The 24,413-nt window shown below is 71.6% G+C and carries 22 protein-coding genes and 1 pseudogene; 16 read left to right on the forward strand and 7 right to left on the reverse strand.

What is annotated here, in order from left to right; translation table 11 throughout:
• Window positions 1-285 precede the first annotated feature (285 nt).
• From tsf to ACWJ6R_RS08775, 4 genes are all read left to right on the forward strand, one after another.
• The gene (gene tsf, locus ACWJ6R_RS08760; protein ID WP_449061714.1) at window positions 286-1,119 is read left to right on the forward strand and encodes a translation elongation factor Ts; all 834 of its coding nucleotides are present in this window, start codon (window positions 286-288) and stop codon (window positions 1,117-1,119) included.
• Window positions 1,120-1,241: 122 nt separating this feature from the next.
• Complete coding sequence (gene pyrH / locus ACWJ6R_RS08765) at window positions 1,242-1,940, forward strand: UMP kinase (RefSeq protein WP_068895108.1); 699 nt, start codon at window positions 1,242-1,244, stop codon at window positions 1,938-1,940.
• A 214-nt stretch (window positions 1,941-2,154) separates the two neighbouring features.
• Window positions 2,155-2,712, forward strand: a complete 558-nt coding sequence (gene frr / locus ACWJ6R_RS08770) for a ribosome recycling factor (protein ID WP_449061715.1) — start codon at window positions 2,155-2,157, stop codon at window positions 2,710-2,712.
• Window positions 2,713-2,787: 75 nt separating this feature from the next.
• Window positions 2,788-3,609 (forward strand): phosphatidate cytidylyltransferase, encoded by an 822-nt coding sequence (locus ACWJ6R_RS08775; protein WP_449061716.1) that lies wholly within the window; start codon window positions 2,788-2,790, stop codon window positions 3,607-3,609.
• A 96-nt stretch (window positions 3,610-3,705) separates the two neighbouring features.
• On the opposite strand, the gene ACWJ6R_RS08780 is transcribed toward ACWJ6R_RS08775, so the two are convergent.
• Window positions 3,706-4,788 (reverse strand): suppressor of fused domain protein, encoded by a 1,083-nt coding sequence (locus tag ACWJ6R_RS08780; protein ID WP_449061717.1) that lies wholly within the window; start codon window positions 4,786-4,788, stop codon window positions 3,706-3,708.
• A gap of 72 nt (window positions 4,789-4,860) precedes the next feature.
• Here ACWJ6R_RS08780 and rlmN point away from each other — a divergent pair, with 72 nt between their 5' ends.
• A complete protein-coding gene (rlmN, locus tag ACWJ6R_RS08785; protein ID WP_449061718.1) occupies window positions 4,861-5,985 on the forward strand; it encodes a 23S rRNA (adenine(2503)-C(2))-methyltransferase RlmN in 1,125 nt (374 codons plus the stop codon).
• A 129-nt stretch (window positions 5,986-6,114) separates the two neighbouring features.
• Window positions 6,115-8,313 (forward strand): WD40 repeat domain-containing serine/threonine protein kinase, encoded by a 2,199-nt coding sequence (locus tag ACWJ6R_RS08790; RefSeq protein ID WP_449061719.1) that lies wholly within the window; start codon window positions 6,115-6,117, stop codon window positions 8,311-8,313.
• 79 nt (window positions 8,314-8,392) lie between these two features.
• Here the strand turns inward: ACWJ6R_RS08790 and ACWJ6R_RS08795 are convergent, their stop codons facing one another.
• Both ACWJ6R_RS08795 and ACWJ6R_RS08800 read right to left on the reverse strand, forming a co-directional pair.
• Window positions 8,393-9,067 (reverse strand): hypothetical protein, encoded by a 675-nt coding sequence (locus ACWJ6R_RS08795; protein ID WP_449061720.1) that lies wholly within the window; start codon window positions 9,065-9,067, stop codon window positions 8,393-8,395.
• 154 nt (window positions 9,068-9,221) lie between these two features.
• Entirely contained in the window at window positions 9,222-9,932 is a 711-nt protein-coding gene (locus tag ACWJ6R_RS08800) for an ATP-binding cassette domain-containing protein (RefSeq protein WP_449061721.1), read from the reverse strand.
• Window positions 9,933-10,035: 103 nt separating this feature from the next.
• On the opposite strand from ACWJ6R_RS08800, the gene ACWJ6R_RS08805 reads away from it, so the two are divergent.
• Window positions 10,036-11,034 carry a DivIVA domain-containing protein gene (locus ACWJ6R_RS08805; protein ID WP_449061722.1) on the forward strand — a complete coding sequence of 333 codons (999 nt, stop codon included), beginning with the start codon at window positions 10,036-10,038 and terminating at the stop codon, window positions 11,032-11,034.
• Window positions 11,035-11,148: 114 nt separating this feature from the next.
• On the opposite strand, the gene ACWJ6R_RS08810 is transcribed toward ACWJ6R_RS08805, so the two are convergent.
• A complete protein-coding gene (locus ACWJ6R_RS08810; protein WP_449061723.1) occupies window positions 11,149-11,643 on the reverse strand; it encodes an Lrp/AsnC family transcriptional regulator in 495 nt (164 codons plus the stop codon).
• A 254-nt stretch (window positions 11,644-11,897) separates the two neighbouring features.
• Here ACWJ6R_RS08810 and ACWJ6R_RS08815 point away from each other — a divergent pair, with 254 nt between their 5' ends.
• The 8 genes and pseudogenes from ACWJ6R_RS08815 (at window position 11,898) to ACWJ6R_RS08850 (ending at window position 21,370) form a co-directional block, all read left to right on the forward strand.
• Window positions 11,898-13,331: a gamma-aminobutyraldehyde dehydrogenase gene (locus ACWJ6R_RS08815; protein WP_449061724.1), complete on the forward strand. Its 1,434-nt coding sequence runs from the start codon at window positions 11,898-11,900 to the stop codon at window positions 13,329-13,331.
• Window positions 13,332-13,357: 26 nt separating this feature from the next.
• A complete protein-coding gene (locus ACWJ6R_RS08820) occupies window positions 13,358-14,503 on the forward strand; it encodes an ABC transporter ATP-binding protein (RefSeq protein ID WP_449061725.1) in 1,146 nt (381 codons plus the stop codon).
• A gap of 8 nt (window positions 14,504-14,511) precedes the next feature.
• Complete coding sequence (locus tag ACWJ6R_RS08825; protein WP_449061726.1) at window positions 14,512-15,753, forward strand: polyamine ABC transporter substrate-binding protein; 1,242 nt, start codon at window positions 14,512-14,514, stop codon at window positions 15,751-15,753.
• A gap of 7 nt (window positions 15,754-15,760) precedes the next feature.
• Complete coding sequence (locus ACWJ6R_RS08830) at window positions 15,761-16,612, forward strand: ABC transporter permease (RefSeq protein ID WP_449061727.1); 852 nt, start codon at window positions 15,761-15,763, stop codon at window positions 16,610-16,612.
• Window positions 16,609-17,442: an ABC transporter permease gene (locus tag ACWJ6R_RS08835; RefSeq protein WP_449061728.1), complete on the forward strand. Its 834-nt coding sequence runs from the start codon at window positions 16,609-16,611 to the stop codon at window positions 17,440-17,442. Before ACWJ6R_RS08830 ends, ACWJ6R_RS08835 begins: the two co-directional genes overlap by 4 nt.
• Before the next feature lie 194 nt (window positions 17,443-17,636).
• Window positions 17,637-19,030, forward strand: a pseudogene (locus ACWJ6R_RS08840) (NAD(P)/FAD-dependent oxidoreductase).
• A 78-nt stretch (window positions 19,031-19,108) separates the two neighbouring features.
• Window positions 19,109-19,996, forward strand: coding sequence for an alpha/beta hydrolase (locus ACWJ6R_RS08845; protein WP_449061729.1), 888 nt, complete (start codon window positions 19,109-19,111; stop codon window positions 19,994-19,996).
• 201 nt (window positions 19,997-20,197) lie between these two features.
• Window positions 20,198-21,370 carry a DUF418 domain-containing protein gene (locus tag ACWJ6R_RS08850; RefSeq protein ID WP_449061730.1) on the forward strand — a complete coding sequence of 391 codons (1,173 nt, stop codon included), beginning with the start codon at window positions 20,198-20,200 and terminating at the stop codon, window positions 21,368-21,370.
• 97 nt (window positions 21,371-21,467) lie between these two features.
• Here the strand turns inward: ACWJ6R_RS08850 and ACWJ6R_RS08855 are convergent, their stop codons facing one another.
• Complete coding sequence (locus ACWJ6R_RS08855; protein WP_449061731.1) at window positions 21,468-22,226, reverse strand: TetR/AcrR family transcriptional regulator; 759 nt, start codon at window positions 22,224-22,226, stop codon at window positions 21,468-21,470.
• Window positions 22,227-22,437: 211 nt separating this feature from the next.
• On the opposite strand from ACWJ6R_RS08855, the gene ACWJ6R_RS08860 reads away from it, so the two are divergent.
• Window positions 22,438-23,190, forward strand: a complete 753-nt coding sequence (locus ACWJ6R_RS08860) for a siderophore-interacting protein (RefSeq protein ID WP_449061732.1) — start codon at window positions 22,438-22,440, stop codon at window positions 23,188-23,190.
• Window positions 23,191-23,392: 202 nt separating this feature from the next.
• Here ACWJ6R_RS08860 and ACWJ6R_RS08865 read toward each other — a convergent pair whose 3' ends face one another.
• Complete coding sequence (locus ACWJ6R_RS08865; RefSeq protein WP_449061733.1) at window positions 23,393-23,890, reverse strand: NUDIX hydrolase; 498 nt, start codon at window positions 23,888-23,890, stop codon at window positions 23,393-23,395.
• Window positions 23,891-24,067: 177 nt separating this feature from the next.
• Window positions 24,068-24,413, reverse strand: a 346-nt coding sequence (locus tag ACWJ6R_RS08870) for a PEP-utilizing enzyme (RefSeq protein WP_449061734.1), incomplete at its 5' end; no start/stop codon positions are given.

Genomic DNA, 24,413 nt, shown 5'->3' on the forward strand with positions numbered 1-24,413 from the left:
GGCGCCCCCCGAGGCCGAGGCCGCTCCGGCCGCCGACGCCGAGGCCGCCCCCGAGGCTGAGGCCGCCCCCGAGGCCGCTCCGGCCGCTGAGAACGACGCCGAGGCTGAGGCCGCTCCGGCCGCCGACGCCGAGCAGGCCTAGTTCCTCCTCGTACGGCGCAGCCGTACGACTCGCAAGGCTCTCTCCGGGTGGGCGCGCCCGTCACGGGACGCCCACCCGATCCACCCAGCCTGATCTCATGCCGACTCACTGAGATCAGTGACGACTCCCACGAGGAAAAGACAATGGCTTCCGTGAACATGGCCGACGTCAAGCGGCTTCGTGAGCTGACCGCGGCCGGCATGATGGACTGCAAGAAGGCTCTGGAGGAGTCCGAGGGCGACTTCGACCGCGCCGTCGAGCTCCTGCGCCTCAAGGGTGCCAAGGACGTCGGCAAGCGCGAGGCGCGCACCGCCTCCAACGGCCTGGTCGCCCTGAAGCAGGACGGCGACTCCGTCGCCGCGCTGCTGGAGCTCAACTGCGAGACCGACTTCGTGGCCAAGGGCGAGCGTTTCCAGGAGGTCGCGGCGCAGGTCGTCGAGCACGTCCTGGCGACCAAGCCGGCCGACGTCCCCACCCTGCTCGAGTCGCAGCTCAACGGCAAGACCGTCAAGGAGCTGCTCGACGAGACCAACGCCGCGCTCGGTGAGAAGATCGAGGTCCGGCGCTTCGCGGTCCTCGAGGGCGGCTACGTCGGTGCCTACATGCACCGGACCGACCCGCAGCTCCCGCCGACGGTCGGCGTCCTCGTGCAGCTCGACACCGCCAACGCCCAGGTCGCCAAGGACATCGCGCAGCACGCCGCCGCGATGGCGCCGAAGTACCTCAGCTCCGAGCAGGTCCCCGCGGACGTCATCGAGAAGGAGCGCGCGCTCTTCGAGGAGATGACCCGCGAGGAGGGCAAGCCCGAGGCCGCCATCGGCAAGATCGTCGACGGCCGCGTCAACGGCTGGTACAAGGACTTCACGCTGCTCCAGCAGGCCTTCGTGAAGGACAACAAGAAGTCCATCCAGAAGTTCGCCGAGGAGAACGGCGTCAAGGTCGAGGCCTTCGTCCGCTTCAAGGTGGGCCAGGCTTAGGCTTAGCCCAGCTTCTCTCAGCAGAACACCCCTACGAGGAGGCCGCCGTCGTGCAGGAGAATCCAGAACCCGCTGCGTCGGCGGTTTCGTCGTATGCGGGCACGCTTCGCTGGAAGCGCGTCATGCTGAAGCTGTCCGGCGAGGCCTTCGCCGGCAGTGAGCCGATGGGCATCGATCCGGTCGTGGTCGGCCACCTGGCCGACTCGATCGCGGAAGCGGTCCGCGGGGGCGTGCAGGTCGCGGTCGTGGTCGGCGGGGGCAACATGTTCCGCGGCGCGGCCCTGTCCGCGGGCGGCATGGACCGCGCCCGGGCCGACTACATGGGCATGCTCAGCACCGTCATCAACTGCCTGGCGCTCCAGGACTTCCTGGAGAAGCGGGGCATCGAGACCCGCGTCCAGACGGCGATCACCATGCAGCAGGTGGCGGAGCCCTTCCTGCCGCGCCGCGCCATCCGCCACCTCGAGAAGGGGCGGGTGGTGATCTTCGGCGCGGGACTGGGCTCGCCGTTCTTCTCCACGGACACCTGCGCGGCCCAGCGCGCGCTGGAGATCGGCGCCCAGGCGCTGCTCAAGGGCACCCAGGTGGACGGCGTCTACGACGCCGACCCCCGGAAGAACCCCGACGCCGTCAGGTTCGATCATCTCGAATATGGTGAGGTGCTGACCCGCGGCCTCGGCGTCATGGACGCCACCGCCATCAGCCTCTGCATGGACAACGGCCTGCCGATCGTCGTCTTCGACCTCATGGGAGAGGGCAACATCCTGCGGGCGGTGCACGGTGAGAAGATCGGCACACTGGTGAGTCCGGCAGGGAAATAGGAAGCGAACCTGACGAGCGAGCGGAGCGGTACGCGACGGAGGAGCGGCCCGCGAAGCGCGTGAGGAGGGCGAGCGACCAGGAGACGGGGAGCGAGCCCGACGGAGCGAGCGGAGCGGTACGCGGCACGGGCCCGCCGGAGGTGATCCTCCGGTGGGCGGCGGCCCGCGAAGCGAGTGAGGAACGGTGAGTGACCCAGAAGACTAGGGAGCCGCTGTGATCGACGAAACCCTCCTCGAAGCCGAGGAAAAGATGGACAAGGCCATTGCGGTGGCGAAGGACGACTTCGCCGGCATCCGCACGGGCCGCGTCACCCCGTCGATGTTCAACAAGATCAGCGCTGAGTACTACGGGACGATCACTCCCATTCAGCAGCTGGCCTCGTTCCACGTCCCCGAGGCTCGCATGGTCATCATCCAGCCCTACGACAAGGGTTCGATGGCCGCGATCGAGCGTGCGATCCGGGACTCCGACCTGGGCGTCAACCCGGGCAACGACGGCAACGTCATCCGGGTGGCCTTCCCCGAGCTGTCGGAGGAGCGCCGCAAGGAGTACATCAAGGTGGCCCGGACCAAGGCCGAGCAGTCCAAGGTCTCGGTGCGCAACATCCGCCGCCATGCCAAGGAGGCCCTCGACAAGCTGGTCAAGGACGGCGAGGCCGGCGAGGACGAGGTGCGTCGTGCGGAGAAGGAGCTCGACGACCTGACCCAGAAGCATGTCGCCAAGATCGACGAGCTGCTCAAGCACAAGGAAGCCGAGCTGCTCGAAGTCTGAGCCCGATCCTTGTCCTGCGCGGGCACTCCGCGCGGGACAAGGATTTTGTGTATGTGTGTATGAGAGTGGGACCCCTTGGAATCTGCGGCGGGCGGTAGCCGTACCGGCCGGAATCTCCCCGCCGCGGTCGCGGTCGGGGCCGGTCTGGGAGCGGCGGTCATCCTCTCCCTCTACTACGTCGAGGAGCTCTTCCTCGCCTTGGTGCTCGTGGCGGTGGGCGCCGGGGTGGTGGAGCTGGTCCGGTCGCTGGCGACCAGGGACATCCGCGTCCCGGTGGTCCCGGTGCTGGCCGCGCTGGCCGCGATGCTCGCCGGGGGCTACTGGGGCGGGCCGGTCTGGCTCGTCGGCGTCTTCGCTGCGGCCCTGCTGGTCCTGATGATCTGGCGGATGTTCGCCGGGACCGAGGGCTACGTCCGCGACACCGCCGCGACGGTCCTGGTCACCGCCTACCCGGCGCTGCTCGCCGGGTTCGTGGCGCTGCTGCTCGCCCAGGACCAGGGGCCGGACCGGGTGGTGGTCTTCATCGCCACCACCGTCGCCAGCGACATCGGCGGCTACTTCGCCGGAGTGCTCTTCGGCCGGCACAAGATGTCCCCGGTGATCAGTCCGAAGAAGACCTGGGAGGGCTTCGCCGGGTCGGCTCTGGCCTGCATGGCCGTCGGCGGCTGGCTGACGGCGTGGCTGCTGGAGGCCGAGGTCTGGAAGGGCGTGCTGATCGGTGCGGTCGTCGTGGTCGCCGCCACGCTCGGCGACCTGGTCGAATCGGTGATCAAGCGGGATCTCGGGATCAAGGACATGAGCAGCGTGCTGCCCGGCCACGGCGGGATGATGGACCGCCTCGACTCCCTCGTCGCCGCGCTCATCCCGGTCTGGGCGCTGCTCACCCTGCTGGTCTGAACGCCTGCCGCCCCGGCGCCGCTCATCCTGCCGGCCCGTCGGCAGGAGCCGGTCGGCCCGTCGGCAGGAGCCGGTCGGCCCGTCCGCAGGAGCCGGTCAGCCCGTCCGCAGGAGCCGGTCGGCCGAGAGCCGGGGCGCCAGCGCCCGGTAGCCGTCCGACGCCGTCAGCCGGAGCTCGCCCGCGGTGACCGGGAGCAGCCAGAGCCAGCGCACCGCGTCCCCGCCGAAGGTGAAACCCGACAGATCGGGTAGGCCGGGCAGTCGGGAGAGCAGGACGACACCGCTGTAGTCCGGGCCCAGCGGGAACGTCTCCGGGCGGTGGTACCAGTGGGCGGTGTGCCCGTCACCGAGCCAGGTCACCGAGTGCCACGGGTACTGGCCCAGCCAGACCAGCAGCCGGGCGGCCTCCCGGGGGTCCCCGCGGGTGGCGGTGGCGAGCTCGATCCTGGCGTAGGCGTCGGGCCGGTCGAGGTACCGCTCGACCGAGGGCATGCGCTGGCAGCTCATGCCGACGGTGGACAGGATCGTGTGCCCGCGGTCCCGCTCCGGCGGACGCTCGGTGATGCCCACGGCGGGCAGCCGCCCGCCGCCCGCGTCCCAGAACCGGCCCGCCGATCCGACGACCCGGTCCAGGTGGCCCATCACGAACTGCTGGAACGAGGCCCAGGCGCCGTCACCCGCGCGCCACTCCCAGTAGGACCGGGCCGCCGCCAGGCGCGGCGCCAGCTCGTCACGGGCGTCCGCCAGCGACCAGGCGAACGGCGTCTCACCGATCATGTCGCGCGCGTACCCCGGCATGCCCCCGCGGATGTCCGCCCAGCCCGGAATGACCGCGAGGAGCTCGTCGTTCTCGTAGAGGGCGACGCCGTCGCCCTCCTCGAACCAGAGAGGCCGGAGGGATCCCAGCGGCGCTCTGCCCGAGGGGTGCCGGGTGTTCGCCCGGGGCGCCACGGGAGGCAGCCCGGCGTCCAGGCGGACCGGATCGGCCGAGGGCGGGGCGGGCACGTGGTTGGCCAGCCAGACCGCTCCGTGCACGGTGCCGCCGGACGCGCACAGGTAAGCTACCGAGGACATCTCATCGCGCTCGACCACCAGGGTCCGGCTCCCGTAGGGATTGACGTCGGTGAGCACGACCTCGACGCCGTCTCCCCTCGTCTCTGAGGGGCGGAATGTCGCCATACCTCCGGACTCTAGATCAAGGCCGAGCACCGCTTCGAGTATTCGCGCAACCGTCGAGAGAAGGCATTGGACGTGTCGACCACCAGCCCGACCGGGACCCCCGCCCCCGGCCAGCTCACCTTCGTGGCGCCCCGCCGGGCCAAGCCCGCGCGCCACCTGGCCGACCTGACCATGGCCGAGCGCCGGGCCGCGGTCGCCGAGCTGGGTGAGAAGCCGTTCCGCGCCGACCAGCTCTCGCGGCACTACTTCGACCGGCTCAACGGCGACCCGGCGACGATGACCGACCTGCCCGCCGCGGCGCGTGAGAAGCTCGGCACCGCCCTGTTCCCGCAGCTGCTGACGCCGGTCCGGGAGATCACCTGCGACGGCGGCACCACCCGCAAGACGCTGTGGCGGCTGTTCGACGGCGCGCTGGTCGAGTCCGTGCTCATGCGCTACAGCGACCGCACCACGATGTGCGTCTCCTCGCAGGCGGGCTGCGGCATGAACTGCCCGTTCTGCGCCACCGGACAGGCGGGCCTGACCCGGAACATGTCGACCGCCGAGATCGTCGAGCAGGTCGTCGCCGGGGCGCGCGAGCTGGCCGGCGGCGAGGTCCCCGGCGGTCCCGGCCGGGTCGGCAACGTGGTCTTCATGGGCATGGGCGAGCCGCTGGCCAACTACAAGGCCGTCATCGGCGCCGTCCGCCGGCTGGTCGAGCCCGCCCCCGAGGGCCTGGGCATCTCCGCCCGCGGCGTCACGGTCTCCACCGTCGGCCTGGTCCCCGCCATCGGCAAGCTCGCCGCCGAGGGGCTGCCGGTGACGCTGGCGGTCTCCCTGCACGCCCCCGACGACGAGCTCCGCGACACCCTGGTGCCGATCAACACCCGGTGGAAGGTCGCCGAGGTGCTCGACGCGGCCTGGGACTACGCCGCGAGGACCAAGCGCCGGGTCTCCATCGAGTACGCCCTGATCAAGGACATCAACGACCAGGAGTGGCGGGCCGACCTGCTCGGCAAGCTCATCAGGAACAAGCTCGTGCACGTGAACCTGATCCCGCTCAACCCCACCCCCGGCTCCAAGTGGACGGCCTCGCGGCCTGAGGACGAGCGGGCCTTCGTCCGCCGCCTGGAGTACCACGGGGTCCCGGTGACGGTCCGCGATACCCGCGGCCGCGAGATCGACGGCGCCTGCGGCCAGCTCGCCGCCGCCGAGTAGCCCCGCGCCGCCGGATCGTCTGCGGGGCAGACCGTCCTGAGGCATGATCGGTCTGGGGGGTTGCGGGTGGATGCGTCCGTCGCCTGCCTGCCGTACCGAGTCAGGACCGCACGACGCCGGGAGACGCACATGCCGGGACCGCGACCGCCGCGTCCGGACGATCCGGTCCGGCTGGGGGAGTACCGCCTGCTCGGCCGCCTGGGCGAGGGCGGGCAGGGGGTCGTGCACCTCGGGGAGTCGCCCTCGGGGACGCGAGTCGCGATCAAGGTCCTGCACGCCCACGTCGCCGGTGATCCCGGCGTCCGCAGGCGGTTCCTGCGCGAGGTGGAGGCGGCCCGGCAGGTGCCCCCGTTCTGTACGGCGCGCGTCCTGGACGTCGGCACGACGGGTGACCAGCCGTACGTGGTGAGCGAGTTCATCGACGGGGAGTCGCTGGAGCAGCGGGTCGGCTCGCGCGGGCCGCTCGACCCGCGCGACCTCGAACGGCTCGCGATCGGCACGGCCACCGCCCTGGCGGCGATCCACCGCGCCGGGATCGTGCACCGCGACTTCAAGCCCGCCAACGTCCTGCTCGGCCCCGACGGGCCGCGGGTGGTCGACTTCGGCATCGCGCGCAGTACGGACCTGGCCACCGTGTCCGTCAGTGTGATGGGCACCCCGCCGTACATGTCGCCCGAGCAGCTCTCCGGAGGGTGGCTGGGGCCGCCCTCCGACCTGTTCAGCTGGGCCGGGACCATCCTGTTCGCCGGGACGGGCAGGACGCCGTTCGGCCGGGACATCGCCCTGGCGGCGCTGGTGTACCGGATCCTCCACCAGGAGTGCGACCTCACCGGTCTCCCGGAGGGCCTGCGGCCAGTGGTCGACCGGTGCCTGGCCAAGGCGCCCGAGCACCGGCCCGCGGCGGAGCAGGTCCTGCTGGCGCTGATCACCGGCGACGGGGCGGCACGCCCCGGTACGGCGATGCCCGCAGGGGACCTGCTGACCACGGCCATGGGACGCATGGGACAGCCGTCTCCGCACCCCGGGCCGTCTCCGCAGGCCGGGCCGGTTCCGCAACTCGGACCGCACCCCGGGCCGGTTCCGCACCCCGGACCGCAGGCCGGATCGTTCCCGACCGCGCCGTCCGGGGGCGCGTTCCCCGTGGCGCCGGCCACAGGCCCCTCCCGGGGAGCGGCGGCCCCGTCTCCGGGCGGGCTCTCCCGCCGGAGCCTGCTGATCGGCGGAGGGAGCGCGCTGGTCACCGGTGCGGTGACGGCGGCCGCGATCCTGCTCCCCCGCTACCTGAGGGAGGAGGCCGGGCCGGTCACCTCCTCGTCCGGGCCGAGCCCGGAGGCCGCGAGCACCCCGCAGCCGTCTCCCGGCGACCCCCTCGGCCTCGGTCTCCGCCGGGCCGACGCGTCCGCGGCCGCCGCCACCCCGACCCCGTCCCGGCTGGTCGCCTCGGGTCCGGGCGAGCCGCTGGTCCTGCGGAACGGCAACCTGGTGCAGGGACTCGCGATCTCCGCCGACGGCCGTACGGTGGCCGCCGGGTGCTGGGACGGCAAGGTCCGGCTGTGGGAGGTCCCCTCCGGAGAGATGACCGCCGAACTGGACGACCGGAAGTCCTACGTCCAGGGCGTGGCGCTGAGCCCGGACGGCCGGACCCTGGTCAGCGTCGGCGGGGTGCGCGACACCGAGGCGCACGTGTGGGACGTGGCCTCCGGGCGGCGCGTGTCGAAGTCCGTGGTCGGCGCCTTCTTCGCGGGCTTCAGCCCCGACGGGAAGCGGTTCGTCACCGGCAGCGGATTCGAGTGGGTCCGGCTCTGGCGCACCTCCGACCGCAGGCAGGAGGGCGCCTCCATGCGCCACGCCCAGCTGGTCGCCGATGCGGCGTTCAGCCCCGACGGACAGCTGCTGGCCACCGCCGGATGGGACCGCACGGTACGGCTGTGGCGCACCTCCGGCAAGGCCGCCGGGGTGCTGAACGGCCACAAGGACCAGGTCAACGCCGTCGTGTTCCTGGACGGCACCACCCTGGCGAGCGCGGGCTACGACAAGGTCGTCCGGGTCTGGGACGTGGCCTCCCGCAAGCCGGAGGGGCCGGTGTTCGAGGGGTCCGGTTCGACGGTCAACGGCCTGGCGCGCAGCCCCGACGGGACCGTCCTGGCCGCCGGGACCGACGAGCACGGCGTCTGGCTGTGGGACGTCGCCACCCGCCGGAGCCTGCGGCCTCCCCTGCCGACCGGCCAGGTCCACGCGGTGGCCTTCAGCGGCGACGGGCTCGTGCTGGCGGTGGCCGCCGGCAACGACGTGCTGCTGTACGACGTCGCCGGCCTGCGCGCCGCCTGACGATCCCGTCGGCACGGAAAGGCCGCGACGGCGGTGTCCGGGAGCGCCGCCCGTCCCGTGAGCGGTCGCCGGACGCGGGTCAGGACCGGGTACGGCGGAGCCGCACGTAGGCGAGGACGCCGGCGGCGGCCCAGAAGAGGGTCGCGGCCGTGACCGGGAGCAGGACCGTGTCGAGGGTCCCGGCGTTGGCGGCGCGCATCCACGGCATGATCGGCACCGCGAACCCGCCGGCCGGGGTGAGGCTGAGCAGCAGCAGGCCCAGGTAGCCGCCGAACAGCGCGAGCATCGAGGCCGCCGGAGAGGCCAGGACCGGCCTGCTGGTCAGCGCGCCCAGCGCGGTCCCGGCGCTCAGGCCGAGCAGGTGCAGCACGACGCCCCTGGCCAGGTCCCCGGAGGAGGGGAGGACCGCGAAACCGGCCAGCAGCGGCAGCGTGACGGCGATCGCGGCCAGGCCGACGTTGACGGCCAGCGCCGCGAGCAGCCCGGCGCGGACCTCCCGGCCGGGACCTCCGGCCGCCGTCATCGAGACCACCCGCTGGGCGGCGGGCTCGGTGTCGAGCAGCCCCCGGGCGGCCCAGGCGAAGACGACGATCAGCAGCCCGGCCGAGTCGGCGTAGGAGGCCAGCTGCTTTCCGTCGGGGACGGTCGTCGAGTAGAAGATCAGCATCATCGTGAACAGCGCGAGCACCGGCTGGAGCAGCCGGTGGGACCTGGCGTAGGCGGCCAGCTTGAACCGGGTGAGGGCGACGGTCACCGGGCGCTCCGGGGGGTGCGGGCGGTCGTGGGGGTCTCCGGCCTGCGGCGGAACCGCCTCCGCCGGACGCTCTGGGAGGCGCGGACGCTCGCGGGGGTCTCCTCCGGCCTGCGGCCGCCCTGCTCCCGCAGGGGGTCGCGGAGGATTCGGGCGCTCAGGAGACCCGCCGGGTGGTGTGGCCGTCGGCGCGGAGTTTCTGCTCGAGTTCGTCGGCCTCGGAGGCGTCCACGGTCACCTCGATGACCGCCCGGTGCGATCGCTGGCCGTCCCGCGCGGTGACCGTGCCGTCCGTGACCAGCCAATGGCCGGCGCCGGGGAAGTCCCGCAGCTGGTTCTGGTGGTCGCTGACCACGACCGAGCCGCCGTCGGCGGAGATCTCACCGATGATCACGGGGAGCTCGTCGCGGGTCTGCTCGTCGAGACCGGCGAAGGGCTCGTCGAGGATGAGCAGGCCGGGCGGGGCCAGCAGCGACTGGATCAGGCCGACCTTCTGCGCGCTGCCCTTGGACAGGTCGCCGAGCGGCCGGTCGAGCAGGTGCGTGGCGTTGAGCCGCTCGGCGAGCGCCGCACCGGAGGCGGGGGAGACGCGCCGGACCCTCGCCATGTGGGCGAGGTAGGCCGAGACGGTGAACGGCTGATCCACCGGGAACACCTCAGGGGCGTATCCGACGACGGCGGGCCGTTCGGCGACCGAACCGCGGGACGGCGGGACGATCCCGGCGAGCAGGCGCAGGAGCGTGGACTTGCCCGCCCCGTTGCGACCGGTGACCTCGACGACGGACCCGGGGCGCAGGGAGAGCCCGACGTCCCGCAGGATCCAGGGGCCCCGGCGGGAGTAGCGGAAGGACACGTCGGAAAGCCGCATAGGCCCGTCACCCTACCGCCGGGCCTCGCCTTACGGGGTCCTGTCCCGTCAGAATGGAGGACCATATGAGAACGCCGTATACAGGGATGGAAAGGACGCGGGGTTGAACCGCTTTCCACGGGTGCTGGGCGTGCGCTACGGCTATGACCCGGACCAGGTGGACGCGCTGATCCGCCGGATCGAGAGCACCCTCGGCAGGGGCGCGCCGACCGGCGACCCGATCACCGCCGACGAGATCCGCGGCTCCCGCTTCCGCGTGAAGCTCGGCGGTTACAACGAGACCGCGGTGGACTACGCGCTGGACGCCTTCATCGTGGCGGTGGAGACGCTCACGGCCGGTCGCCGCTCGGCGGCGGACCTGGCGGGAGCGGGCGACGGCCCGCGGGCCGGGACGGCGGCCGAACCGCCGGACGGACCGGAAACCGCTTCCGCCGTTCCCTCCGCTCAGGTCGTTTCGGTGGGGGACCCGTCTGCGGTGGAGAGCGTGCCCGCCGTTTCGGCGGAGGGCCCGTCTGCGGCGGACGTGCCGGCCGTTCCGTCTGTTCCGCCCGCTCGGCCTGTGGTGGAGGCGGAGGTCGTGACGGCTGCTTCGGCCGGGGACCCGTCCGAGGTGGGGGGCGTGCCCGCCGTACCGCCTGTGGTGGAGGCGGAGGTCGTGACGGCCGTTTCGGCGGGGGATCCGCCTGAGGTGGAGGTCGTGCCGGCCGCCGTCCGGCCGACCGTCCAGGACTCCGGGCAGGGCTCCGGGTCGGGCGGGGAGCAGAGGCCGGAACGGCGTCCGGGCGGCGAGGGGAACGGCGGGCCGCCCGCCCGGGGAGACGGGGACCCCGTCCTCTCCGGGGAGGAGGAGGCCGCCAGGATCGAGCGGGTCGCCTTCCGATCCGGACGGCTGGGCATGGGCTACGACGAGGAGGAGGTGGACCTCTTCCTCGACCGGGTCGCGGCCACGCTGCGCGGGACCACCGACCAGCCGGTCACCCCCGACGATGTGCGCGAGGCCAGGTTCAGCACCGTGGTCTTCCGGCCGGGATACGCGGTGAGCCAGGTGGACGACTTCCTGCACGACCTCGTCGACGTCGTCGAGCGCCACCTCGGCCGCTGAGCGGCGGGCGTCCGCGCGTGTCTCAGGAGACCCGTCCGAGGGTGCTCGGAGGACCGGTCGGCGGACGCCTTGGAAGCGCCCCGGGAGACCGCCCGCGGACGGCTTAGGAGACCGTCAGCGGGTACCCCAGGAGTAGGTCTGCTTGTGGAGCTTGAGATAGACGAAGGTCTCGGTCGCGCGGACGGTGGGGATGGCGCGGATCTTGCCGAGGATCTCCAGGAGGTGCTGGTCGCCCTCGCAGACCACCTCGACCATGATGTCGACCGACCCGGCGGTCAGCACGACGTAGTCGATCTCCTTGATGGCGGAGAGCTCGTCGGCCACCGTCTCCAGGTCGCCCTCGCACTTGATGCCGATCATGGCCTGCCGGGGGAAGCCGAGGGTCAGCGGGTCGGTCACCGCGACGATCTGCATGACGCCCGCGTCGAGCAGCCGCTGGACCCGCTGGCGGACCGCGGCCTCGGACAGGCCCACCGCCTTGCCGATCGCCGCGTACGGCTTGCGCCCGTCGCTCTGCAGCTGCTCGATGATCTGCTTGGAGATGTCGTCGAGCACGACGGGGCCGGGCCTGCCGTCGTGGTCGCGGCGGGCCTTCGGTGGCGTCGTCATGCGCGCTCCCTCGCGTCCGGAATGCGGGGTCGGATTGCGGACCGGATCGCCCGGCCGGATCACCGGACCGGATCGCCCGGCCGGATCACGGGGCCGCCGTCAGGTGGCGGCTTCGATGCGACATGTTGTCAGCTATCGGCTTTCTGTCAAGCGATTTCGTAGCAATTTGGTATCTTCGCAACGAAATCCCTTGTCGTGATATCCCTGCTCTGTAAGAGTCGCGACAACTCAGCCCCCTTCACAGGAGGTCAACGGTGACCACCCGTCTGCAGAACTACGTCAACGGTGAGTTCGTGGACGCCAAGAGCGGCCGATTCTCCGACGTCATCGATCCGTGCACCGGGGAGGCCTACCTCCAGGCGCCGGTCTCCGGGCCGGAGGACGTCGATCAAGCCTACGCCGCCGCGGCCGCCGCGTTCGAGTCGTGGAGCCAGACCACGCCGGGCGAGCGCGCGAACCTGCTGCTCAAGGTCGCCGACGCGATCGAGGCGCGGGCCGGGGAGCTGAACGAGGCCGAGTGCCGCAACACCGGCAAGCCCCGGGCCCGGATGGCCGAGGACGAGACCCCCGTGGCCGCCGACCACTTCCGCTTCTTCGCCGGCGCCGCGCGCACGCTGGAGGGGCCGACGGCCGGCGAGTTCCTCGCCGACCACACCTCCGTCATCCGGCACGAGCCGATCGGCGTCGTGGGCCAGGTCACCCCCTGGAACTACCCGATGATGATGGCCGTGTGGAAGATCGCCCCCGCGCTCGCGGCGGGCAACACCGTGGTGCTCAAGCCGTCCGACACCACCCCGGTCTCCACGGTCAAGCTGGCCGAGATCATCGGCGAGGTCCTGCCGAAGGGCGTCTTCAACGTGGTCGTCGGCGACCGCGAGACCGGCGCCCTGGTCGTCGGCCACCCGGCCGCGCAGATGGTCGCGATCACCGGCTCGGTCGGCGCGGGCATGGCGGTGGCCAAGACCGCCGCCGAGGACCTCAAGCGGGTCCACCTGGAGCTCGGCGGCAAGGCCCCGGTCGTCGTCTTCGACGACGTCAAGGACCTCAAGGCCGCCGCGGAGTCCATCGCCACGGCCGGCCTCTACAACGCCGGGCAGGACTGCACCGCCGCCTGCCGGGTGCTGGTCCACGAGGACGTCCACGACGAGTTCGCCGCCGCGCTCGCCGAGGCCGCCGCGAACACCCGGACCGGAGACCTGTCCGACGAAGAGGCCCTGTACGGCCCGCTCAACAACGCCGTCCAGCTGGAGCGCGTCGCGGGCTTCTTCGACCGGATCCCCGGCCACGCCAAGGTCCTGACCGGCGGCCACCGGATCGGCGACCGGGGCTTCTTCTTCGCCCCCACCGTCGTCGACGGCCTGCAGCAGGACGACGAGATGGTGCAGAACGAGGTCTTCGGCCCGGTGATCACGATTCAGACCTTCACCGACGAGGCCGACGCGGTGGCCAAGGCCAACGGCGTAAAGTACGGATTGTCTGGTTCGGTGTGGACCTCCGACCACGGCCGGGCGATGCGGATGTCGAAGCGGCTCGACTTCGGAGTCGTGTGGGTCAACACGCACATCCCGTTCGTCTCCGAGATGCCGCACGGAGGGTTCAAGCACTCGGGCTACGGCAAGGACCTGTCGGTCTTCGGTCTGCACGACTACCTCCGGGTCAAGCACGTCATGCACTACATCGGCGAATAGCCGCGAGACAGAGGGACAAGCCTGGTATGACCGAACCCCAGGCGGGCACGGAGGCGGCCGCGGCCGCCTCCGACGCACCCCAGGTGCCCGCCATCGAACTCGACGGAGTCGTCAAGGAGTACCTCGCCCACGGTGAGGTCGTCCAGGCGGTCAAGGGGGTCACCCTGACGATCGCCGAGGGCGAGTTCTTCTCGCTCCTCGGTCCCTCCGGCTGCGGCAAGACCACCACCATGCGCATGGTCGCCGGCTTCGAGGAGCCGTCGCGCGGCACGGTGCGGCTGCACGGCAGGGACGTCACGAACGTCCCGCCCGACAAGCGCGACGTGAACATGGTCTTCCAGTCCTACGCGCTGTTCCCGCACATGAACGTCTGGGAGAACGTCGCCTTCGGCCTCAAGCGCAAGAAGGTCCCGGCGGCGGAGATCACCCGGCGGGTCGGCGAGATGCTGGAGATCGTCGACCTGACGGGCCGCGAGAAGCGCCGCCCCAGGGAGATGTCCGGCGGCCAGCAGCAGCGGGTGGCCCTGGCCCGCGCGCTGGTCAACCGGCCCCGCGCGCTCCTGCTCGACGAGCCGCTCGGCGCCCTGGACCTCAAACTCCGCCAGGCCATGCAGATCGAGCTCAAGCGCATCCAGCGCGAGGTCGGCATCACCTTCGTGTACGTCACCCACGACCAGAGCGAGGCGCTCACCATGAGCGACCGCATCGCCGTGATGAACGACGGCCTGGTCGAGCAGCTCGCCGGGCCCCGGGAGATCTACGAACGGCCCGCCACCGCCTTCGTGGCCGGGTTCATCGGCACCTCCAACCTGCTGCGCGGCACCGTGGACCGGGTCGAGTCCGGTTCGGCGGTCCTGCGGCTGGGCGAGGAGGGCCGGGTCCTGGTCGCCGAGGGCGCGCACCGGGCCGGGGACGCGATCGCGGTGACCGTGCGCCCCGAGAAGATCACGATCTCCACCGAGGAGCCCACCGGAGACGTCAGCGCCGTGCGCGGGACCGTGTCCGAGGTGGTGTACCTGGGCCTGTACAACAGTTATGCGGTCAGCCTCGCCGACGGCGCCGAGGTCACCGTGTTCCAGCAGAACGCCCTGGACAGCACGAGTACGGCGGAGCGTGGCGACGCCGTGTGGCTGTCGTGGCAGCCGCACCACTCGTACGCGATCGGAAGTTGAGCCCCCACATGGACCCCCGCACCACCCCCGCCTTCCTGCGCGGCATGACGCAGAGCCGTTCCGTGACCCGCCGCGACGCCTTCCGCCTGGCCGGGCTGTCGGCCGCGGGCCTGGCCCTGTCGGCCTGCGGCGTGCAGGGCAAGAAGGCCGCGCCGCCCAAGAAGGACGCCGTCGCCGAGTACTGGGCGTCGAAGAAGAAGAACGGCACGCTGCGCTTCGCCAACTGGCCGCTCTACATCGACAAGGACGGCAAGAAGTACCCCTCGCTGGAGCTGTTCACCGCCGACACCGGCATCAAGGTGACCTACGCCGAGGCCATCCAGGAGATGCCCGCCTTCTTCGGCAAGATCCAGCCGCAGCTCGCCGCCGGCAACGACATCGGCCACGACCTGATGGTGCTGACCAACAGCATCCAGCTCAACCGGGCCATCGCCCTCGGCTACCTGGTCCCGCTCGACCACTCCAAACTGCCGAACTTCGCGGCCAACGCCGGCGCGCGCTTCAAGAACCCCGTCTGGGACCCGGGCAACACCTACACGGTCCCGTGGGCGGGCGGCATCACCGGCATCGCCTACAACCCCAAGTACGTCGACGAGGTCACCAGCATCGCCGACCTGTGGAACCCCAAGTACAAGGGGAAGGTCGGCATGATGACCGACACCCAGGAGGTCGCGAACTTCGGCATGTTCGCGCTGGGCATCGACCCCGACACCTCCACCGAGGCCGACTGGCGGAAGGCCGCCGAGAAGCTCCGGCAGCAGCGCGACGCGGGCCTGGTGCGCAAGTACTACGAGAACGACTACGTCGAGGCGCTGGCCCGCGGTGACGTGTGGATCACCATGGCCTGGTCGGGAGACGTCTTCCAGCAGGTCGCCGAGGGCAAGGACCTGAGGTTCGTGGTGCCCGCCGAGGGCGGCACGATCTGGACCGACAACATGTGCATCCCCAAGACCGCGCAGAACCCGGTGGACGCGCTGACGCTGATGGACTACGTCTACCAGCCCAAGATCGCCGCCATGCTGGTGGAGTACATCAACTACATCGCCCCGGTCCCCGCCACCAAGGACATCCTGGCGGCCAAGGCCGCCGGGGAGAAGGGCGAGGACAAGGAGCTCCTGGAGCAGGTGGCAGGCAGCCCGATGATCTACCCCTCCGACGCGGACATGGCGAAGCTGCGCTCGTACAAGGTGCTGAGCACGGCGGAGGAGAAGGTCTTCGAGGACATCTTCCAGCCCATCACCCAGGGCTGAGAGCCGCATGAAACGCCTCACCCCCTACCTGCTCATCCTGCCGGGCGGCCTGTGGCTGGCGGTCTTCCTGGTGGTGCCGATGGTCTTCATGGCCTCGGTCTCCACCCAGGAGGGCGACGTGGTCAACGGCTTCGCCCAGACGTTCAACGTCGGCGTCTACGGCGACGTGCTGGGCCAGTACGGTACGCAGTTCCTGCGCTCGGCCTCCTACGGCCTGGCCGCCACGGCCGTCTCCATCCTGCTGGCCTACCCGGTGGCCTACTGGATCGCCTTCCGGGGCGGCGCCCGCAAGTCCACCTATCTGCTGCTGGTGCTGCTGCCGTTCTTCGTCTCGTTCGTGCTGCGCACGGTGTCGTGGAAGTTCCTGCTCGCCGACGACGGCATCCTGCTGGCGCCGCTGAAGTCGGCGGGCCTGCTCCCCGATGACTTCCACGTCCTGCAGACGACCGCCGCGGTGATCGGCGGGCTGGTCTACAACTACCTGCCGTTCATGATCCTGCCGATCTACGTGGCGCTGGAGCGGGTCGACCCCCGGACGGTGGAGGCGGCGCAGGACCTGTACGCCTCCCGGCGCGAGGCGTTCACCAGGATCGTGCTGCCGCTCTCGCTGCCCGGGGTGTTCGCCGGGGTGTTGATGACGTTCGTCCCGATGACCTCGGACTACGTCAACGCCGCCATCCTCGGCGGCCCGGAGAACACGATGATCGGCAACATCATCCAGACCGAGTACCTGGTCAACAACGACTACCCGACCGCGGCCGCGCTCTCCTTCACGCTGATGGCGGCGATGCTGGTCGGCATCTTCGCCTACGCCAGGGCGCTCGGCACCGAGAACGTGCTGGAGGCGGCGGCCCGATGAGCGCGAGCGAACCCGAGAGCGCGGGCAGGGCGCGGACGAGGCCGCGGGGCCGGGCCGGCGACCGGCTCCTGCGGGTCTACGTCTGGCTGGTCATCGCCTGGCTGCTGCTGCCGATCGCGGTGATGATCGTCTTCGGCTTCAACGACACGCAGAGCAAGTCCAACGTGAGCTGGCAGGGCTTCACCCCCAAGTGGTGGGGCCGCCTGGACGAGTACCCCCAGCTGCTCGACGCGGTGGACTACTCGCTGAAGATCGCGCTGCTGAGCGTGCTCGTCACCACGGTGCTCGGCACGCTCATGGGCCTGGCCCTGGGCCGCCACCGGTTCCGCGGGCAGGGCGCGACCAACCTGATGATGTTCGCCGCGATCTCCTCGCCCGAGCTCGTCATGGGCGCCTCGCTGCTCTCGCTGTTCATCAGCGCCGGGGTGGAGACCGGCTTCTGGACCGTGGTGATCGCGCACGTGCTCTTCTCGCTCTCGTTCGTGGCGATCACCGTCCGGGCCCGGGTGGTCGGCATGGACGCCTCGATCGAGGAGGCCGCCCGAGACCTGGGCGCCTCCGCCTGGACGACGTTCTGGCGGATCACCTTCCCGATGATCCTGCCGGGCGTCGTGGCGGGCGCGCTGCTCGCCTTCGCGCTCTCCATCGACGACTTCGTCATCACCCAGTTCACCACCGGCGGGGACGTCCAGACGTTCCCGCTGTGGATCTGGGGCGCCACCCGGATCGGGGTTCCGCCGCAGGTCAACGTCATCGGCACGCTCATCTTCGCGGCGGGCGTCGCGATCGCCGTGGTCAACGCGGTGACCGCGCGCCGGCGCGGCACCTGACCACACCGAGGCCCCGCGTCCCCTCCCACCAGTGGGAGGGCGCGGGGCCTCGGCGCATCCGCGCCCACGACAGGGCCCCGGCACGGAACAGGGAGGCGAGATCGGACTCAGGCGGGGGGAACCCGCGTGTGATCCCCCCAGATCACACAACACCACATACGAAAAAACCTGACTCACGTAGGGAAGTGAGATCTGTGGATCCGCTGAAGGCTCTTGCTGACGCGGAGCGCAAGCCGTACTGGCTCGACAGTCCGGCGAAACCCGAGCCGCGACCGCGGCTCACCGGAGACACCACCGCCGATCTCGCGGTGGTCGGCGGCGGCTTCTCGGGGCTGTGGACGGCCCTGATGGCCAAGGAACGCGACCCGTCGCTCGACGTGGTCCTGCTCGAAGGACGCAGGATCGGCTGGGCGGCCACCGGCCGCAACGGCGGCTTCGCGATGGCGACCCTCACCCACGGCATCGCCAACGGGCTGGAACGCTGGCCCGAGGAGGCCGAGACCCTGGAGCACCTGGGCCTGCGCAACCTCGACGAGATCGGCGAGACCGTCGAGCGGTACGGCATCGACTGCGGCTACGAGCGCACCGGCGAACTGCACGTGGCGACCGAGCCCTGGCAGCTGGAGGAGATGCACCGCAACGCCGAGACCGCCCGCGAGATGGGCGTGCGGTTCGACGTGATGGACGCCGCGCAGGTCAGGGCGGAGGTGGACTCGCCCACCTACGTCGGCGGCATGTGGGAGCGCGACGGCTGCGCGATGCTCGACCCGGCGGCCCTGGCGTGGGGCCTGCGGCGGGCCTGCCTGGAGAAGGGCGTGCGCATCCACGAGCGCACCCCGGTCCGCCACATGCGGGAGACCCCGACCGGCATGGAGCTGCTCACCCAGCACGGTGCCATCAGGGCGCGCGCGGTCGCCCTGGGCACCGGCGTCTTCCCGCCGCTGCTGCGGCGGCTGAAGCACTTCCTGGTCCCGGTCTACGACTACGCGCTGGTCACCGAGCCGCTCTCGGCGGAGCAGCTGGCCTCGGTCGGCTGGCGCAACCGGCAGGGCGTCGGCGACTCGGCCAACCAGTTCCACTACTACCGGCTGACCGCCGACAACCGCATCCTGTGGGGCGGTTACGACGCGGTCTACTACAACGGCGGCAGGATGAGGCCGGAGTACGAGCAGCGCGACGCGACCTTCACCACGCTCGCCGAGCACTTCTTCACGACCTTCCCCCAGCTGTCGGGCCTGCGCTTCACCCACCGGTGGGCGGCGTCATCGACACCTGCAGCCGCTTCAGCGCCTTCTACGGGCGCTCGCACGGCGGACGCGTCGCCTACGCCGTCGGCTACACCGGCATGGGCGTCGGGGCGACCCGCTTCGGCGCCAACGTCATGCTCGACCTGCTGGCCGGCCGGCAGACCGAGCGGACCCGGCTCCGGATGGTCCGGGAGAAGCCGATCCCCTTCCCGCCCGAGCCGGTCCGCTCGGCCGGGATCCAGATGACCCGCTGGTCGATCGCCCGGGCCGACCTCAACCAGGGCCGCCGCAACCTCTGGCTGCGGACCCTGGACCGGATGGGCCTGGGCTTCGACTCCTGACCCGGGCCGTCCCACCGGGCGCTGTACGGCCCGCGCCCCCGGCTGGCGCCGGGAGCGCGGGCCGTACAGACTTGGGAGATGACCGAGAGGGTTGAGTTCACCGCCGACGGCGTCACGCTCGTCGGCGACCTGCGGGGCCCGGGAGGGCCGGGGCCGCATCCGGCGCTGGTCCTCACCGGGCCGTTCACCGGCACCCGCGACCAGGTCACCGGCCGGTACGCCGCCCGGCTGGCCGAGGCGGGATACGTGACGCTGGCGTTCGACCACCGCAACTGGGGCGAGTCCGGCGGGTCGCCCCGCTGCGACGAGGACCCGCAGGGCAAGCTGCGCGACCTGCGGGCCGCCGTCTCGCTGCTGCGGGCGCGGCCGGAGGTGGACGGCGGCAGGATCGGCGCGGTCGGGATCTGCCTGGGCGCGGGCTACGCGCTGAAGTTCGCCGCCTTCGACCCCCGGGTGCGGGTCTTCGCAGGGATCGCAGGGGCCTACAACAACCCGTATGCGATGCTCGCCGGGATGTCGCCCGCCGGATACCAGGAGGCGCTGGCCTCCTTCACCGAGGTCCTGGAGCGCCAGGACCTCGGCGGCCCGGTGGAGTACGTCCCGGCCGTCGCGGAGGAGGGCGAGGCGGCGATGCCGGGAGACGAGCCGTTCGCCTACTACGGCACCTCCCGCGGCGCCTCGCCGCACTGGCGCAACGAGGTCACCCGGGCGTCGGTCCGCGAGCTGATCACCATGGACAACATGACCGGCGCCGACTTCCTCGGGCCCCGGCCCGGGCTCATCGTGCACGGCGTCGTCGACCGGTTCTGCTCGCCGGAGGGGGCCGAGGAGGCCTACAAGCGGATGGAGGGACCCAAGCAGCTCGTCTGGCTGGACACCCGGCTGCACATCGACCTCTACGACGCCGAACCGTACGTCACCCGGGCCGTCGACGCGGTGACCTCCTTCCTCGCCGACCACCTCTAGCGGGGGGGCCGGGCCGGTCCGCCGAAAGCCGCGGGCCGGTGTGGAGGGCGCGGGCCGATGAGGGCCGTGGTCCGCCGAAAGTCGCGGGCCGGTGGAGGCCGCGGACGGACGAAGGCCGCGGGCCGTACATCCATCGGTGTACGGCCCGGATGGGTCCGCGCGACGATGTCCGGCGCCGCCGCGGCCGGAATCGTGGAAGGCATGACGAGTCAGCGCATCGACGCGCTCGACGTGCTCCGCGGAGTCGCGATCATGGGCACGCTGGGCACCAACATCTGGATCTTCACCAGTCCCGCCGGACCGGCGGGGGCCATGGACGCGCTGGGGACGACGGGCGCCCTGGAGACCTTCCTGAGGTTCCTGACCAACGGCAAGTTCCTGGCCCTGCTCACCCTGCTGTTCGGGGTGGGCCTGGAGCTGCAGTACCGCTCGGCGCGGCGGCGGGGCGCGCCCTGGCCGGGCTGGTACCTGTGGCGGGCGGCGCTGCTGTTCGCCGAAGGGCTGATCCACTACCTGCTGATCTTCGAGTTCGACGTGCTGATGGGCTACGCCGTGACCTCGATGATCGTCGCCTACCTGATCGGCCGGAGCGACCGCGCCGTCCGGTGGTGGATCATCGGCGTGGGAGCGGTGTTCACCGCGGTGATCGGCTTGTTCACCGCCGCCCTGCTGGCCGCGCCGGAGCAGCGGGCGGGGCGGGCGGGCGGAGCCGTCACGCTGTTCACCGAGGGGAGCTACCCCGACCAGGTCGCAGCCCGGATCGAGTCCTTCGCCCTCTACCGGCTGGAGGCGGTGTTCATCGTCCCGATGGGCATCGTGCTGTTCCTGCTCGGCTCGCGGCTGATGCGCGCCGGGGTCTTCGAGGGTTCGGAGCGGGGCGGGGTGCTCCGCCGCAGGCTCATGCTCCTCGGGTTCGGCGTCGGCGCGCCGCTGAACCTGCTCACCTCCTTCGCCGGGGAGGGCTGGTTCCTGGTGGACCGCTACCTGCTGCCGCCGCTGGTGGCCCTCGGCCTGCTCGCCCTGGTCACGACCGTCGCGCACCGCATGTCCGGCGCCCCGGGCCTCCTGCGGCGCGGCCTGACCGCCGTCGGCCGGACCGCGCTCAGCTGCTACGTGCTGCAGAACCTGGTGGCGGCGGCGCTCTGCTACGGCTGGGGGCTCGGCCTGGCCGCGCGCCTGGCCGACCAGCGGCCGTGGTGGCCGGTGGCCGCCTGGGCGGGCGTCTGCGCCCTGTTCACCGTCCTGGCCGTGCTCTGGCTGCGCCGCTTCGACCGGGGACCGCTGGAACTGGCCTGGCAGTGGGCCTACCGGGCACCGCAGCGGTCCCGGCGCGAACCGGTACGCGAGTCAGAACGCGAGCAGGCCGCCCGGTGACACCCATCGTGATCCTTTTCCGGGAAGCGCACGTCTCCGGAGTCCTCCGGCGGTGCACTTCCCGGAAAAGGACCGCGTCTCCAGCGTGTGCAGCGTGTCAGACGGGTGCCGGGGACGTCTCGTCGCCCGTCCTCCCGGCCTCCGGGGCGGTGTAGTCCAGCGCGAGCGCGGTGCACATGTCCCGCAGGCACTCCTCGAAGACCGGCTCCAGGTTCGCGTAGGCGAAGTCCAGCTGGTGCAGGACCTCCAGGCAGAGCAGACCGTACAGCCTGATCCAGCAGGACAGGAAGACATGAGCGGCTGCGGGGGGAAGGCGCCCTCCGATCGTCTCGGAGTACGCGCGCACCTGCTCGCGCAGGGAGGGATCCAGGTCATCGAGGGGCGGCACCGGGAACGGCCGGGTCCGCCACAGCTCGGCGATCTGGTCGAGGAAGACCGTCTCGAAGCGCTGCCCGGCCCGATGGCGCGGCGAACCGGGGCTCCTGTCCGACGGCGTGACCGGGCTGGCGAAGATCCAGCCGAACTCCGCAGGGTGGGACGTGGCCCAGGCCCGCATGGCGCGGCAGGTGGCCAGGAGTCGACGGGCGGGAGAGCCATCGGGCCGGGCGTCGCGTGCGGCCTCCATCGTCTCGGCCAGCTCGTCGTAGAAGTCCGCGGTCACCGCGCCGACGAGCTCGTCGTGGCCGGAGAAGTAGTGGTACAGGGCGGGGCCGCTCATGCCGACCTCCCGCGCGACGGCGTTGATCGTCACCGCCGCCGACCCCTGCGCGGTCAGCAGCCTGCGTGCGGCCGCGCGGATCTCCGCCAGGGTGGCCTGGCGGATCCTGGCGCGCCGGCCTGCGGTCTGTCCGACCATCACCCCTCCTCCGTCTCCGACGTCGTTGACATCCTAGAGCATCTATGTTTCCTTAATGCCTCTAAGTAAATTTAACCTCATTAAGGAGATGTCGATGGGAAGTCGGCGATGGGGCGTCCTGGTGGGGACGCTTCTGCTCATCGGGCTGACGGGGTGGGGCGCCCTCCGCCACGCGCACATACGGCACGCCCGGCACGAGGAGGGCTGAAGGATGGGGCGGACGACGCGTAATCCTCTGGCGGGGGCCCTGTCCAGATACACCGTGGAGGCGACCGTCGCGGAGGCGGAGCAGGTGACCCCGGTGATGAGGCGGATCCGCCTGGTCGCCGACGATCCGATCGAGCTTCCCTACGTCCCGGGCCAGCACGTCAGGGTCCAGATCAACGATCCGCTGTCATTGCACGGGATCCTGCGACCGGCCGAGACCCTGCGCACCTACACCGTCTGGGAGTTCGCCCCCGAGCAGCGGTCGGTCGAGCTGCGTGTGCACCTGTACGACGGCGACGGCATCGGCCTGACATGGGCCCGCGACGTCACCCCCGGTGACCCGGTGACGTTCTGGTGGCCCCGGGCGACCTTCCTCCTGCAGCAGGCCCCCTACCACCTGTTCGCCGGCGAGGAGACCGCCAGCGCCGCGTTCGGGCCGATGATCCGGGCACTGGAGGCGTCCGCGGAGGTGTACGGGGTGCTGGAAAGCGACCGCGCCGAGCACGACCTGCCTCTGCCCGGCCCTCATCGGCTGCGCCGCGTGCACCGGGACGGGGCCTCGGCCGTCTCCTCACGGACGCTGCTGGAGGCGGTGGCCGAGCTGGACCTGCCCGGCAACGCCGGAGCCGCCTATGTGGCGGGGGAGGCCAGAACCTGCCAGATGATCCGCGACTACCTGGTCCGCGAACGCAACTGGCCGCGCGGCTCCGTCAAGGTCAAACCCTTCTGGGCACCGGGCAAGCGCGGACTGCACTGAGCCGTCACGGCCGCCGGGGCGGAGAGATGACCGGGCGGAGGGCGTCCAGCACGGCCGGGTCCTCGATCGTCGGGGGCACCGGCTCGTCGGCGCCCTCGGCCATGCCGCGCATGGTCTTGCGCAGGATCTTCCCCGACCGGGTCTTCGGCAGCGCCGGCTCCCGGTACCTCGTCCGGGTGCCGGGCGGGGTCGCGCGCCGGGATCACAGGCCGAGCGGTACCGGCCTTGCCGGAACCCCGTCGGTGATCAGCGCTGCCAGCGGCGTGGCCAGGTCGCGCGGTGAGAACAGGTCGGGGCCGCGGTAGTCCGCGATCTCGGCCGGCCGCCACCAGCGGAAGCCGACGAGGTTCTCGGCGGCGAGCTCGGCGTCGGACATCGCACCGCGAGGATCGAACGAAGCGGTGCGGATGAGGAAGTGGTCGTTGATGACGCCGTCGTAGCCCACCGCGTGTCCGGGCTCGACGACCTCTTGGCGCCAGACGTGCGGCGGGTCGGCGTCGACGGCGAGTCCCACCTCCTCGCGTAGTTCCCGGCGCAGGGCGGCGAGGGCGGTCTCGCCGGGCTCGACGCCTCCGCCGGGCGCCGCCCACACGACGATCGTCCCGGCCGGCTTGGGGATGACGAACCGGCACAGCAGGATGCGGTCCTCCTCGTCGAGGAGGATCGCGCGGACCGAACGACGCAGACGCACCGAGGACATCCGCGCATGCTACCCGCCCGTCCCCGGCCGGGACGATCCCCTGGAACCGATCCCTCCGGACCGGCTGTTCCCGCCTCCGGTCCGTCTCCGCCCGCCCGCGCCTCATCGGGATCCCTCCCGGGCGGCCTTGAAGACGCCCAGCGCGGTGCCGGGCGGGGCCGTACGGCCCAGCCCGGCTCAGGACGCGGCGGGCGGGGCGGAGACGGTGACCGTGCCGGAGGTGCCGTCCACGGTGATCTCCTGGCCGGTGACGATCTGCCCGGTCGCGCGGGCCACGCCCACGACCGCCGGGATGCCGTACTCGCGGGCGACCACCGCGCCGTGCGAGTTGGCCCCGCCCATCTCCATCACCAGGCCGCCCGCGGTCAGGAACAGCGGGGTCCAGCCGGGGTCGGTGGACGGGCAGACGAGGATCTCGCCGGGCTCCAGGTGCGCGCCCACCGGGTCGAGGACCACCCGGGCGACGCCGGTGACGCTGCCCGCCGAGGCCGGGGTGCCGGTCAGCGCGCCGTCCGCGCGGAGC

The organism is Planomonospora algeriensis (assembly GCF_977012225.1).